Raw genomic sequence first — 13,481 nt, 5'->3', positions numbered from 1 at the left:
AAGAGGGGTGTTGCACAGGGATTGGGCAAAGATGTTCTCGCTCGCTGACAAACCCATCGCGCCGCCGGTCCTGCTGGCACCGATGGCCGGAATCACCGACCTGCCGTTCCGCGACCTGGTGAGCGGCTTCGGCGCGGGGCTGGTGGTGAGCGAGATGATCGCCAGCCGCGAGATTCTGAGCGCGCGGCCCGGCGTACGCGAGAAGGCTGAACTGGGCCTCGGCTCCGCCAACACCGCGGTTCAGATCGCGGGCTGCGAGGCCGGGCCGATGGCCGAAACGGCGCGGATGCTGGCCGGTGAAGGCGCCGGGATCATAGATATCAACATGGGCTGTCCGGCCAAGAAGGTGACGCGCGCGAAAGGGGCGGGGGCGTCGGGCTCGGCCCTGATGCGCGCGCCCGATCACGCGCTGCGGCTGATCGAGGCGGTGGTCGGCGCGGTCGATGTACCGGTCACGCTCAAGATGCGGCTGGGCTGGGATCGCGACAGCCTCAACGCGCCCGAAATTGCCACCCGCGCCGAGGCGGCAGGGATAACGATGATCGTGGTGCACGGGCGCACGCGGTGCCAGTTCTACAAGGGACGCGCGGATTGGGCGGCGGTGCGCGCGGTCAAGCGTTCGGTCTCGGTGCCGGTGGTGATCAACGGCGATATCGTGGACAGCGCCTCGGCGCGCGCGGCGCTGGCCGGGAGCGGCGCGGACGGGGTGATGATCGGGCGCGGCGCGCAGGGGCGGCCCTGGCTGCCGGCGCAGGTGGCGGCGGAACTGTGGGGCGCACCCGCGCCGCGCGTGCCGCAGGGCGATGCGCTGGCCGATCTGGTGGCGGCGCATCACGAGGCGATGCTGTCCTTCTACGGGTGCGACCTCGGCGGGCGCGTGGCGCGCAAGCACCTGGGTTGGTACATGGACCATTCCGCCACCCCGCCCGACCTGCGCCGCCGCGTGCTGACCGCCGCGCCGGACGCGGTGACACGCCTCCTGCCCGAGGCGCTCGGCCTGCGGTGCGCGGCATGAGCGGGGACATCGCAGAGGAGGCCCTCTGGACATCGTTGCCGGTCCCGGCGCTGGTGGTCGATGCCGCCGACCGGATCGTCCGGATCAACCCGGCGGCGGAGGGCTTCATGCTGGTATCGCAGCGCGCGGTGGCGGGCGAGCCGCTCTGGGACCGGCTCGCCGTCGACGCGCCGATGGAAGAGGCGTTCGAGCGCGCCCGGCAGAGCGGCGCGCCGCTGTTCGTCAACGATGTCGATATCGGCACGGGCGCGCGGGCACCGATGCTGTGCAACCTTCAGGTGGCACCGCTCGCGGGGGGGGCGGGGCAGATGCTCATCCTGCTTGCGCCGCGTGAACTCGCGGGCCGCATGGCGCAAAAGAGCGGCGTCAAGGCCGCCGCGCGTTCGGCCATCGGCATGGCCGAGATGCTGGCCCACGAGATCAAGAACCCGCTGGCCGGCATCACCGGCGCGGCGCAACTGCTGTCAATGAACGCCAGCGCCGGGGATCGCGAGTTGACCGATCTCATTGTCGGTGAGAGCCGCCGCATTGTCGGGCTGCTGGACCGGGTCGAGCAGTTCGGCAACGTCACCCGCCCGGTCCTGCGGCGGGTGAACCTGCACGACGTGCTCGACCGTGCACGCCGCTCGGCCATGGTGGGATTCGCGGCGGGGATGCCGATCGTGGAGGATTACGACCCCTCGCTGCCGCACGCGCTGGGGGATGGCGATCAGCTTTTGCAGGTTGTGCTCAACCTGCTGAAAAACGCCGCCGAGGCGGCCCCCGGGGGTCATGGCACGATCCGCCTGCACACCTATTACGATGGCGCGCTGCGGGTGCGGCGCGGTGACGGGGCGGGGTTGGCGCTGCCGTTGCAGATCGAGATTATCGACGACGGGCCCGGCCTGCCGCCGGACATCGCCGAGGAGGTGTTCGAGCCGTTCGTTTCGGGCCGTGAGAACGGCACCGGGCTGGGGCTCGCGCTGGCGGCCAAGATCATATCGGAGCATGGCGGCTGGATCTCGGTGAGTTCGGTGCCGGGGCGCACCGTGTTCCGCATATCTTTGCAACGCGCCGATGCGCTGGAAGAGGGAGACTGATCCATGGACGGCACGGTCCTGGTCGCCGATGACGACCGCACGATCCGCACGGTCCTGACGCAGGCGCTGACGCGGGCGGGCTGCCGGGTGCACGCCACCTCGAGCCTGACCACGCTGATGCGCTGGGTGGGCGAGGGGCGCGGCGACGTGGTGATCTCGGACGTGGTGATGCCCGACGGCAACGGACTGGAAATGCTGCCCAAGATCGCCGAGGACCGACCCGGCCTGCCGGTGATCGTGATCTCGGCGCAGAACACCATCATGACGGCGATCAAGGCCGCAGAGGCGGAGGCGTTCGACTACCTGCCCAAGCCGTTCGACCTGCCCGACCTGATGAAGCGCACCGCCCGCGCGCTGGAGGCGCGCGAGCGGGTACCGCGGAAATCCGCCGGGCAAGAGCGTCCCGACGAACTGCCGCTGGTGGGGCGAAGCCCGGCCATGCAGCGGCTCTACAAGGTGGTGGCGCAGGTCATGCACAGCGATCTGCCGGTGATGATCTGCGGCGAATCGGGCACCGGCAAGTCGCTGGTGGCGCACGCGATCCATGACTATTCCGACCGCCGCACGCTGCCGCTGGTGACGGTGACAGCACCCGACGTGCACGATCTCGACGGGCCATCGCAGGTGATGGCGCGCGTGCGCGGCGGCACGCTGGTGCTCGACGAGGTGAGCGATCTGCCGCCCGAGGCGCAGGGCCGCGTGGTGCGGATGATGGACGCGCCGGGTGAGCACCCGCCGCGCTTCATGGCGACGAGCCGGGTGCCGCCCGCCACCGCCCTGGAGGAGGGGCGGCTGCGCGAAGACCTGTATTACCGGCTGAGCGGGGTGACGATCGAGGTGCCCTCCTTGCGTGATCGGATCGAGGATATCGAGCTGCTCGCGGGGCACTTCCTTGGCCGGGATCTCCGGCCTGGCCAGCCCGAGCGGCATTTTTCTGAAGAGGCGCTGGAGATGATGCGGGCCTATAGCTGGCCGGGTAATGTCCGCCAGATCGAGAACGCGGTGCGCCGGATCGCGCTCACCGCGCAGTCCGAGGAGATCGGCCGCCCCGAGATCGCCGCCATCCTCGGCACTCAGCCGCGCGCCGAGCCGGTGATTCAGCCGGGCCGCAGCGAAACGCTGACCGGCGCGGTGACCGCGCATCTGCGGCGCTATTTCGACCTGCACGGGGCCGAATTGCCGCCGCCCGGCCTGCATGGCCGCATCCTGCGCGAGATCGAGGCACCGCTCATCGAGATCGCGCTCGAGGCCACGGGGGGCAACCAGATCCGTTGTGCCGAACTGCTGGGAATCAACCGCAATACCCTGCGCAAGAAGATCAACGACCTGGATATTCGCGTGACACGCCGTCGAAAGTTGATGTAAACCTGCAACAGCACTGTGACGATCATGGCGCACCTCTCGCTGCCGCCCGGAGGTTGGCGGAAAGCAAGGCCGCGCCATCTGCATGACGGGGGTTTCGTGTCGCTGGCAACACGCGGATTGCGCGCGGGCAGGCGCGGCTGGCTTGGGCCACGTCGGCTGCGGCGGCTGCGAAACTGGGGCGGTCTTGGCCTCGTCCTGACCGGCCCGGCGCTGGCAGTGCTGACCTACATGGTGATGGGCCCGCTCGACCGCGGCACCGGCTCGGGCACGCTGCGTCTCGTGCTGCTCACGGACATGATCTACGTGCTGATCGTCGCCGGGCTGGTGCTGCAACGGGTGGCGCGGATGATCGCCGCACGGCGCTCGCGCTCGGCGGGCTCGAAGCTGCACCTGCGGCTCACCGGCGTGTTCGCGGTGATGGCGCTTTTGCCGACGGTGGCAGTGGCGATGTTCGCGATGCTGTCGATCAACATGGGGCTGGAGGCGTGGTTCTCCGAGAGGGTGGGCCGCGTGGTGGACAGCTCTGTCGCCGCCGCCAAGGCCTATGAGGACGAGCACCGCCGCGATCTGCTGGCCGATGCGCGTGTACTCAGGCGGGTGATCGACAACACCCGCCGCGCCTCGGTCTACATGAGCGACGGCGATATCCGGCAGGTGCTGTCCTCGGGGCAGCGCGAGATTCAGCGGGGACTCAAGGAGGCCTTCGTCATCGACGGCACCGGCGAGATCCGCGCCCGCGGCGAGCGGTCCTACCTGTTCGACTACGAGGAGCCGACCGCGGATCAGATCGCGCGGGCGCGCGAAGAGGGCGCGCTGGTGATCCGCGACTGGGACAACAACGAGTTCCGCGCGCTCATACCGCTCGCCGCCTTTCCCGACCGGCTGCTCTATGTCAGCCGCACGGTGGATGGCGACATCCTCAACCTGCTCGACGAGACGCAGGAAACCGCCACCTTCTACAAGCAGCGCGAGAGCGAGCGGGGCAGGGTGCTGTTCGAGTTCGGGCTGGTCTATTTCGGCTTTGCACTGATCCTGATCCTGGCCGCGATCTGGCTGGGCATGTGGTTCGCCGAGCGGCTGTCGCGCCCCGTGGGACGGCTGACATCGGCGGCGCAGCGGGTGGGCGAGGGCGACCTCGACACCCAGGTACGCGAGGAGGCGAGCGACGACGAGATTGCCGAACTGGGACGGTATTTCAACCAGATGACGCGGCAGCTAAAGGGCCAGCGCGACCGGCTGCTGGCCAATACCCGGCAGATCGAGCGGCGGCGGCGGCTGTTCGATTCGGTGTTGGGTTCGGTATCGTCGGGGGTGGTCGGGCTCGATGCGCAGGGGCGCGTCACCTTTGTCAACCGCGCCGCCGAGCGGCTGCTCGACTGGCGCGAGGACCAGCAATCGCTGGCGCTGGCGGCGGCGGTGCCGGAATTTGGCGCGCTGTTCGCCCGGCTGATGCAGAGTACCGGCGGCTTTGTTCAGGAGGAGATCGCGGTGACGCGCGGGCGGCGTCAGGAGAACCTGCTGGTGCGCATGTCCACGCGCACGGGCGAGGGCGGGCGGCGCGAGGGCTACGTGGTGGCCTTCGACGACGTGACCGAACTTGTGACCGCGCAGCGCATGGCGGCATGGGGTGACGTGGCGCGGCGCATCGCCCACGAGATCAAGAACCCGCTCACGCCCATCTCGCTCAGTGCAGAGCGCATCAAGCGCAAGTTCGCGCGGCAACTGCCCGAGGATGAGGCGGCAAAGCTCGAGGAACTGACCGACGTGGTGGTGCGGCAGACCGCCGACCTGCGGCGCATCGTCGATGAGTTTTCGAAATTCGCCCGGATGCCGCAGCCCAAGACCCGGGTCGAGAGCCTCGCCAAGGTGCTGCGCGAGGCGGTGATGCTGCAGGAGACCGGTCAGCCCGACACGCATTTCGAGCTGGCGCTCTGCGATGCCGACCTGATGGCCGAGATCGACGCGGCGATGATCGGGCAGGCGCTGACCAATCTCATTAAGAACGCGGGCGAGGCGATCGAGAGCCTGCGCGAGGCGGGCGCGCCCGAAGGGCACATGCCGACGATCCGCGTGGAGAGCCGCGACGAGAACGGCGCGGCGGTGATCGCCATTTCCGACAACGGCATCGGCCTGCCGCAGGACAGCGCGCGGCTGTTCGAGCCTTACGTGACGACGCGCGAAAAGGGCACCGGGCTGGGCCTGCCCATCGTCAAGAAGATCATCGAGGAACATGGCGGAACACTGGTGCTGGAGGATGCCGAGGCCTTTGCGCCCGGGGCCCATGCCGGCGCGCGGGCGGTGGTGCGGCTGCCACTGCACCAGAACCAGGATAAAACGGTAAAGGCCCCTGCGGCCGAGTGAGGGTGGTATGAGCGACATTCTGATCGTCGATGACGAGCGCGATATTCGCGAGGTGATCTCGGATATTCTCGGGGACGAGGGCTATGACACGCGCCTCGCCGCCAATTCCGACGAGGCGATGGCCGCGATCCGGTCCGAGCCGCCGGGGCTGCTCATTCTCGACATCTGGCTCAAGGACAGCCAGATGGACGGCATCGACATCCTCAAGACCGTCAAGCGCGACCACCCCGACATCCCGGTCATCATCATCTCAGGGCACGGCAATATCGAGATCGCCGTCGCGGCGATCAAGCAGGGTGCCTATGATTTCATCGAAAAGCCGTTCAACATCGACCAGCTTCTGGTGGTGATCCGCCGCGGCATGGAAACGAGCCGCCTGCGCCGCGAGAACCAGGCGCTCAGGCGTCGCGAAAGCACACCGTCGCAGATGCTGGGCAGTTCCACTGCCTTCCGCGCGTTGCTGTCACAGCTCGACAAGGTCACGCGCTCCAACGGGCGGGTGATGCTCACCGGGCTGTCGGGCACTGGCAAGGAACTGGCCGCGCGTTACGTCCACGCCAACTCGGCGCGTGCCGAGGCCCCTTTCGTCACCGTCAATTGCGCCGCCGTTGCCGCCGAGCGCATGGAGGAAGTGCTGTTCGGCCACGAGGGACCGGAGACCGGGATCACGCAGGGGCTGCTGGAGCAGGCCAATGGCGGAGTGGTCTATCTCGACGAGGTGGCCGACCTGCCGCCGGGCACGCAATCCAAGATCCTGCGCGTGTTGGTGGACCAGACCTTCCTGCGGGTGGGCGGCGGCGACAAGGTGCGGGTGGATGTGCGGGTGATCTCGTCCACCAGCCGCGACCTCGAGACCGAGATCGCCGAGGGTCGCTTCCGGCGCGAGCTGTTTCACCGGCTCAACGTGGTGCCGGTCCGGGTGCCCGGGCTGGAGGAGCGGCGCGAGGACATCCCGCTACTGGCAGAGCACTTCATCGCGTTGCTGCACGAGACGCAGGGGCTGCCGAAACGGGCGCTGTCCGAGGAGGCGGCGGCACTGTTGCAGACGATGAACTGGCCCGGCAACATCCGGCAGTTGCGCAACATGATCGAGCGGATTCTGATTCTCGGCGATGGCAGCGATGCGATCTCGGCGGCGGAACTGCCCGGCGAGGCGTCCGCGCCCTCCGAGGGGGCGCGGGTGATCGTGTCGGGCAGCGTCGCCACCCTGCCGCTGCGCGAGGCGCGCGAGGCGTTCGAGCGCGAATACCTGGTGACCCAGATCAACCGTTTCGGCGGCAATATCAGCCGCACGGCGGAGTTCGTCGGGATGGAGCGCAGCGCCTTGCACCGCAAGCTCAAATCGCTGGGCGTGGTGCCGCCCGCGCGCAGCGACCGCGACGATGCCGCCGCCGCCGGCTGAGTGGCGGATCAGGCGGTCACAGACAGTCGCGAAGCCGCCAACCGCCGGCGTGCAGCCGCAGCCGTCCACCGCCGGCAATGCTCAGCACGAGGGTGGCGAGAACCGCGAGAACAAGCGGCGTCTGAAGCAGACTGTTGCCGAACAACAGGATTTCGGCCCCGATCACCACCATGCCGATGATCGCGATGATCCGGCTGTAGATTCCCAGAGCAAGCCACAGCGCCACCAAAGTAAAGAACACCGACGCCAAAAGGTCGAGCGCGTGATGATCGGTGCCGATATCCGCCGCGAGTACGCCGATTGCCTCCGGTGCCATGTCTTCGATCGCGTGGAAACCGAAGAAAACCGCAAGCCAGAGCCGGGCCGTGAGCGCCGCAACCTGGATGAATGCCTGTCGCATGTCTGCCTCTTTCGATGGTTTTCAACGTAGCGTGCAGACATGGTGCAGGATGATCAACCCTGAATTGTGTAAAGCCGCCTTTGCATATCCGGCAACGCCTCTGCCGGGCTCGGCAGATCGGCGAGGCGGCGGCAGATCCAATCGACCACCGCGCGCAGATCGGCGTCGTCGCTGCGGCTCTCGTGGTAGATCAGGTAGACGTCGCGCCCCACGTCGAGGCCGCTGTCGGGCATGTGGACGAGGTCGGGTTCGTCCGCGGCCATGACCGAGGGCAGCACGGCGGCCAGCCCGAGGCTGTGCATGGCCGGAACGAGCTGCGCGAAACTGTCGGCCTTGAGGATGGCGTCGCATCCGAAGTAGGCGCCGCGCGCCTCGGCATATTGCGCGGCGTAACGGTCGGTGAGGCTGGCCCAGCCGTCACCGTGCTGCCAGCCGCGCGGGGCGTAGAGGGCAAAGGGAAACGCGCCGCAGCGCCGGGTCTTGAGCCGCCCGCTCTCGGGGAGGTTGAAGACGAGCGCGACGTCCGACATGCCCAGTCCGATCTCGTAGACGCGGTTCTCGAACACGGGGCGCAGGTGGGCGCGCTCCTGCCAGAGTTCGGGCACGCCGGGAATGAGTACATGCGAGATGATCGACGGCAGCGCACCGATGCGGATGTCGCGCGCCTCGTCCGGGGCGCCCTCGCTCACCCGGCTCAACTCGGAAAAGATCATCCCGTCGGCATGTTCGAACGCCTCGATCAGCGAGGCGAGACGCGGGTTGAGCAGCCATCCGCCATCGGATTTCACGAACGGCGAAATTCCGAGTTCCCCGCGCAGCCGCGAGATCTGCCGCGAGACGGTCGACGTCGTCGTCTCAAGCTCCTCCGCCGCGCGCGTCATCGACCCGCAGCGATGCACCGCGAGCAGCACGCGCAGGTCATCGAACAGGCGGGCATAGGACAGTTTGGAGCGGGATGTCGGCAATCGGTTTTCTCCCTTTTCCTCGTTTGACAGCGTGATGACAGCCGTCTGGTCAGGCGCATCGGATATGGCACGTATGTTACGGGATACAAGTGCATCCGCTGCATGGCTGGCATGACAGGAAACGATGGCGGGCCCCGGCGGCCTGCCGTGACACACCTGCCCATCCTGCGCCGTCCTGCACGTAATGACCACCTGTCCGGTCGGATATAGGGCGCTGCACACCGGCGACCACACCCGGACAGCACGCCCGGACAAAGCGATTGACCGGTTTGCGTGCTTCTGTCATGCACCGACTTCAGTCAGGTCGGGACAAGCGGCATGAAGGTCATCATCTGCGGCGCCGGTCAGGTGGGCTGGCAGATCGCGCGCCACCTGTCGGGCGAGAACAACGACGTGGTCGTGGTCGACAACAACCCCGAACTGGTCCGGCGGGCCACCGACACGCTAGACGTGCAAGGGGTGATCGGGTTTGCCTCGCATCCCGACGTACTGGATCGGGCGGGCGCGCGCGATGCCGAGATGGTTATCGCCGCGACCTATTCCGACGAGGTCAACATGGTCACCTGCCAGGTGGCGCATTCGGTCTTCGGTATCCGCCGCAAGATCGCGCGGCTGCGCAGCCAGACCTATCTCGACCCGGCCTATTCCGATCTCTACCGCCGCGATCACATGCCCATCGACGTGATGATCAGCCCCGAGCGCGAGGTGGCCAAGGCCGCGCTGCGGCGGCTGGCGATGCCCGTGGCCTTCGATACGGAGATGTTCATGGGCGACGAGGCGCAGCTCATCGGCCTGCGGCTCGACGAGGAGTGCCCGGTACTCAACACGCCGCTGCGGCAATTGAGCGACCTGTTCTCGACGCTGCGGGTGGTGGTGCTGGCGGTGCGCCGGGACGGGCGGCTCTTTGCGCCGGAATCGGGCGATCAGCTCCTGGAGGGGGACGACTGCTATCTGTTTGCCCCGGTCGAGGACGTGCCGCGAACGCTCGAGGTGTTCGGTAAGGCGCAGACCCGTCAGGAGCGCGCGGTCATCATCGGCGGCGGCAATATCGGCCTGTCCGTGGCGCAGGCGCTGGAAACGCGCGGCGGCGGGCGCATCCGTGCCAAGGTGATCGAAAAGGACCGCGCCTGCGCCGAGCGCGCCGCCGACGCGCTCGAGCGCACCATCGTGCTGCATGGCGACGGTCTGGGCGCAGCGATCCTGTCGGAGGCCGGGATCGCGCGCGCCGATGCGGTGCTCGCCGTCACCGACGACGACAAGACCAACATGCTCGCCGCCGTCCGCGCCAAGGCCGAGGGCTGCCCGTTTGCCATCGCGCTCATCAACGATCCCACGCTGGTGCCGCTGATGGAGCCTTTGGGCATCGACGCCTACATCAACCCGCGCGCCACCACCGTAAGCTCGATCCTGCGCCATATCCGGCACGGCAAGGTGCGCGGGGTATACTCCGTCGGCGATGCCGAGGGCGAGGTGCTTGAGGCGGAGGTGCTCGATACCTCCTCGATCGCGGGGGCGGCACTTCGCGATGTGGATTTCCCCGAGGGCGTGCTGGTGGGCGGCGTGCGCAAGCCCGGCGGGCTGGTCAAGCCCACCGGCTCGATGCGGATCGAAGCGGGCGACGTAGTGGTGATCTTCGCCCTGGCGGCGGACGTCGCGGCGGTGGAGCGGCTGTTACAGGTCTCGGTGGACTATTTCTGAAGCCATGACCGCGCGGCTGCTCCGATTCCCGCTGTTCCTGATCCTCACGGGGATCGCCGCGCTGCTGATGCTGCTGCCGGCGCTCGACGCATTGATGCGCGGCAACACGGGCGTGGCGGGGGCGTTTTTCTATGCCGGGCTGCTGGGGCTGGCGGCGGTGGTCGCGACCGGGCTGGCGATCTCCGGTCAGGTGGCGGGGCGCGAGCCCACCGACGCGCAGCACCTCGGCTCGCTGCTGCTGGCCTATCTGCTTCTGCCCCTCTACCTCGCGCTGCCCTTCTACGAGGGCGTGCAGACCACCACCTTTGTGAACGCCTATGTCGAGATGGTGTCGAGCCTGACCACCACGGGTGCGACCATGTTCGGCGCGCCCGGACGGCTTGCCGACAGCCTGCATTTGTGGCGCGGCCTCGTCGGCTGGGGCGGCGGGTTGCTGATCTGGATATCGGCCTCGGCGGTGCTCGCGCCGATGAGCCTTGGCGGGTTCGAGGTGACGGTCCGCGCCGAGCCGGGGCAGGATGACGCCATGCTGGGCCGGTTCCAGCGCGCACTGCCCTCGCGGCGCGTGGCACAGGCCACGCGCCTGCTGACGCCGGTCTATCTGGGGCTCACGCTGGTGCTGTGGATCGCGCTGATGGCGGGGGGCGAGCGTGCCTTCGTGGCGCTGGTCCACGCCATGTCGACGATGGCCACGAGCGGTATCTCGTCTGTGGGCGGGCTGCATAACGGGGCCTCGGGGCTCGGCGGCGAGATCGCCGTGTTTCTCTTCCTCGTCTTTGCGCTGTCGCGTCTGACATTTTCCTCCGACACGGTGCCGACGGCACGGCCGGGTCTGGTCAACGACCCGGAGTTCCGGCTCGGCCTCGTGCTGGTGATGACGGTGCCGCTGGTGCTGTTCGCGCGCCACTGGATCGGATCCATCGAACTGGCCGAACCGATGCACCCGACCGACGCGCTGCGCGCGCTCTGGGGGGCGGTGTTCACCGTGTTGTCATTCCTGTCGACCACCGGCTTCGAGAGCGCCGACTGGCAGGCGGCCCGCGCGTGGTCCGGCCTCGGCGCGCCCGGTCTCATCCTGATGGGGCTGGCGATGATCGGCGGCGGCGTGGCGACCACGGCGGGCGGCGTGAGGCTGCTGAGGGTATACGCGCTCTACCTGCACGCGCATCGCGAATTCGAGCGGCTGGTGCACCCCTCCTCGGTGGGCCGCGCCTCGGGGACCGGGCGACGTATCCGGCGGCAGGGGGCCTATATCGCATGGATATTCTTCATGCTTTTCGCGCTGACGCTGACCGCCGTGACGGCGCTGCTGGCGATGGCGGGGCTCGATTTCGAGGCGGCGCTTATCCTCGCGCTGGCGGGGCTGTCGACGACCGGACCACTGATCACAAGTGCCACCGAGGATCCGGTGCGGCTGATCGAACTGGGGGCGTTCGGCAAGCTGGTGTTCTCGGGCGCGATGGTGCTGGGCCGGATCGAGACGCTGGCGCTCGTGGCGCTCATAAATCCCATGGCCTGGCGCGAATGAGCGCCGCCCGAAATTCGTGCTGGAAACTCGGCCCGCCACACGACATACTCGTCCTGACCTGAGGAAAGCCGGGCACCGGGCGCGGTGCCTGCGAGAAAAAAAGGGCAGGGGATGTAATGGCTTCGGATCGTCAGAGTTTGCAGGACGCGTTTCTCAACCATGTGCGCAAGAGCAAGATCCCGGTCACGATCTTTCTCATCAACGGCGTGAAGCTTCAGGGTGTCATCACCTGGTTCGATAATTTCTGCATCCTGTTGCGGCGCGACGGTCAATCGCAGCTTGTCTACAAGCACGCGGTCTCGACCATCATGCCGTCGCAGCCGGTCTCGCTCTACGAGGGCGACGGCGAGAATTGAGGGAACATGCCCGCCCGGTGACCCGGGCCCTTGTCCTGCATCCCGATATCGACACCGGCAGCGCCGGTCCCTCCCGCGATCCCGATCTGGCGCTGGAGGAGGCGGTATCGCTCGCGCATGCGCTGCCGGATCTCGCGGTCGTGGACAGCGCGGTGGTGCGCCTGCGCAAGCCCGATGCCGGGCGGCTCTTCGGCAAGGGCAAACGCGAGGAGATGAAGGCGCGGGTGGCCGCGGCCGAGGCGGATCTCGTTCTGGTCGATGGCCCGCTCACCCCCGTTCAGCAGCGCAACCTCGAACGCGACTGGGACGTCAAGATCCTGGATCGCACCGGCCTTATCCTCGAGATTTTCAGCGACCGCGCCGCCACCCGCGAGGGTGTGTTGCAGGTCGAGATGGCCGCGCTCAGCTATCAGCGCACGCGGCTGGTGCGCGCCTGGACCCATCTCGAGCGGCAGCGCGGGGGCCTCGGCTTTGTCGGCGGGCCCGGCGAGACGCAGATCGAGGCCGACCGCCGCGCCATCGACGAACAGCTCGTGCGCCTGCGAAAGCAGCTCGACAAGGTCGCCCGGACACGGACCCTGCACCGCGCCGCGCGCGCCAAGGTACCCTATCCCATCGTCGCGCTGGTGGGCTACACGAATGCCGGGAAGTCCACGCTGTTCAACCGCCTGACCGGGGCAGAGGTGAGCGCGAAAGACATGCTGTTCGCCACGCTCGACCCGACCATGCGCCGCGTCGTGCTGCCGCATGGCGGCCCCGAGGTGATCCTGTCGGACACGGTAGGATTCATCAGCGACCTGCCGACCGAACTGGTCGCGGCGTTCCGCGCCACGCTTGAGGAGGTGCTGGAGGCCGATCTCATCTGCCACGTCCGCGACATCTCGCACCCCGAGACGGAGGCGCAGGCGCACGATGTCGAGGCCATCCTCGAAAGCCTCGGCGTGGCCGGAGAGACCCCGCGCATCGAGGTCTGGAACAAGATCGACCGGCTGGACGACGCGGCCCGCGCCGCCGCGCTGACGCAGGCGGCGCGGGGCGAACGCGTCCACGCGGTCTCGGCGGTGACGGGGCAGGGCATCGAGGCGCTGGTGGCGGCGATGTCCGAGGCGCTCGCCGAGACGCGTCACATGAGCACACTTCACCTGCGCTTCGACGAAGGGCGCAGGCGGGCCTGGCTCTACGAGAACGATCTCGTCGAGGACGAGCGGCAGAGCGAGGCCGGCTTTGACGTCACGGTGCGCTGGACGGCCCGGCAGGAGGCCCGCTTCCGCGAGATATGAGGAAACGTCCTGAAAATTCTGCCAAAACCAGT

Annotated in this window: 11 protein-coding genes; 9 read left to right on the top strand and 2 right to left on the bottom strand. The window is 68.0% G+C overall.

The genetic code is table 11. The annotated features are described in order from the left end of the window. The first annotated feature begins 31 nt into the window (after positions 1–31). The 5 genes from dusB to ntrX all read left to right on the top strand — a co-directional run bounded on the left by dusB (position 32) and on the right by ntrX (position 7,222). A complete protein-coding gene (gene dusB / locus ACFFU4_RS12415) occupies positions 32–1,015 on the top strand; it encodes a tRNA dihydrouridine synthase DusB (RefSeq protein ID WP_377070087.1) in 984 nt (327 codons plus the stop codon). After that, a complete protein-coding gene (locus tag ACFFU4_RS12410; protein ID WP_377070086.1) occupies positions 1,012–2,094 on the top strand; it encodes a two-component system sensor histidine kinase NtrB in 1,083 nt (360 codons plus the stop codon). The genes dusB and ACFFU4_RS12410 overlap by 4 nt, the downstream gene beginning before the upstream one ends. A 3-nt stretch (positions 2,095–2,097) precedes the next feature. Next, positions 2,098–3,459 (top strand): response regulator, encoded by a 1,362-nt coding sequence (locus tag ACFFU4_RS12405; protein WP_377070085.1) that lies wholly within the window; start codon positions 2,098–2,100, stop codon positions 3,457–3,459. A gap of 96 nt (positions 3,460–3,555) precedes the next feature. Next, positions 3,556–5,820, top strand: a complete 2,265-nt coding sequence (locus ACFFU4_RS12400; protein ID WP_377070084.1) for a sensor histidine kinase NtrY-like — start codon at positions 3,556–3,558, stop codon at positions 5,818–5,820. A 7-nt stretch (positions 5,821–5,827) separates the two neighbouring features. After that, entirely contained in the window at positions 5,828–7,222 is a 1,395-nt protein-coding gene (gene ntrX, locus ACFFU4_RS12395) for a nitrogen assimilation response regulator NtrX (RefSeq protein ID WP_377070083.1), read from the top strand. Positions 7,223–7,238: 16 nt separating this feature from the next. Here ntrX and ACFFU4_RS12390 read toward each other — a convergent pair whose 3' ends face one another. Further along, positions 7,239–7,622: a hypothetical protein gene (locus ACFFU4_RS12390; RefSeq protein ID WP_377070082.1), complete on the bottom strand. Its 384-nt coding sequence runs from the start codon at positions 7,620–7,622 to the stop codon at positions 7,239–7,241. 53 nt (positions 7,623–7,675) lie between these two features. After that, the gene (locus ACFFU4_RS12385; protein WP_377070081.1) at positions 7,676–8,587 is read right to left on the bottom strand and encodes a LysR family transcriptional regulator; all 912 of its coding nucleotides are present in this window, start codon (positions 8,585–8,587) and stop codon (positions 7,676–7,678) included. A 318-nt stretch (positions 8,588–8,905) separates the two neighbouring features. Between ACFFU4_RS12385 and trkA the strand changes: the two genes are divergently transcribed. From trkA to hflX, 4 genes are all read left to right on the top strand, one after another. After that, positions 8,906–10,285 (top strand): Trk system potassium transporter TrkA, encoded by a 1,380-nt coding sequence (gene trkA / locus ACFFU4_RS12380; RefSeq protein ID WP_377070080.1) that lies wholly within the window; start codon positions 8,906–8,908, stop codon positions 10,283–10,285. A gap of 4 nt (positions 10,286–10,289) precedes the next feature. Next, positions 10,290–11,813 carry a potassium transporter TrkG gene (locus ACFFU4_RS12375; RefSeq protein ID WP_377070079.1) on the top strand — a complete coding sequence of 508 codons (1,524 nt, stop codon included), beginning with the start codon at positions 10,290–10,292 and terminating at the stop codon, positions 11,811–11,813. 116 nt (positions 11,814–11,929) lie between these two features. After that, on the top strand, positions 11,930–12,169 hold the full coding sequence (gene hfq / locus ACFFU4_RS12370; RefSeq protein ID WP_377070078.1) for an RNA chaperone Hfq: 240 nt from the start codon (positions 11,930–11,932) through the stop codon (positions 12,167–12,169). Between the two features lie 17 nt (positions 12,170–12,186). Further along, entirely contained in the window at positions 12,187–13,449 is a 1,263-nt protein-coding gene (hflX, locus tag ACFFU4_RS12365) for a GTPase HflX (protein WP_377070077.1), read from the top strand. Positions 13,450–13,481 lie beyond the last annotated feature (32 nt).

Source organism: Roseovarius ramblicola, assembly GCF_042430665.1.
GTDB classification, from domain to species: Bacteria; Pseudomonadota; Alphaproteobacteria; order Rhodobacterales; family Rhodobacteraceae; genus Roseovarius; species Roseovarius ramblicola.
This window is presented reverse-complemented; position numbering and strand designations above follow the sequence as displayed.

What these genes read in the sequence shown, in the direction of transcription:
- dusB (WP_377070087.1), top strand. Translation starts at nt 32, where the DNA reads ATGTTCTCGCTCGCTGACAAACCCATCGCGCCGCCGGTCCTGCTGGCA.
- ACFFU4_RS12410 (WP_377070086.1), top strand. Translation starts at nt 1,012, where the DNA reads ATGAGCGGGGACATCGCAGAGGAGGCCCTCTGGACATCGTTGCCGGTC.
- ACFFU4_RS12405 (WP_377070085.1), top strand. Translation starts at nt 2,098, where the DNA reads ATGGACGGCACGGTCCTGGTCGCCGATGACGACCGCACGATCCGCACG.
- ntrX (WP_377070083.1), top strand. Translation starts at nt 5,828, where the DNA reads ATGAGCGACATTCTGATCGTCGATGACGAGCGCGATATTCGCGAGGTG.
- ACFFU4_RS12390 (WP_377070082.1), bottom strand. Translation starts at nt 7,622, where the DNA reads ATGCGACAGGCATTCATCCAGGTTGCGGCGCTCACGGCCCGGCTCTGG.
- trkA (WP_377070080.1), top strand. Translation starts at nt 8,906, where the DNA reads ATGAAGGTCATCATCTGCGGCGCCGGTCAGGTGGGCTGGCAGATCGCG.
- ACFFU4_RS12375 (WP_377070079.1), top strand. Translation starts at nt 10,290, where the DNA reads ATGACCGCGCGGCTGCTCCGATTCCCGCTGTTCCTGATCCTCACGGGG.
- hfq (WP_377070078.1), top strand. Translation starts at nt 11,930, where the DNA reads ATGGCTTCGGATCGTCAGAGTTTGCAGGACGCGTTTCTCAACCATGTG.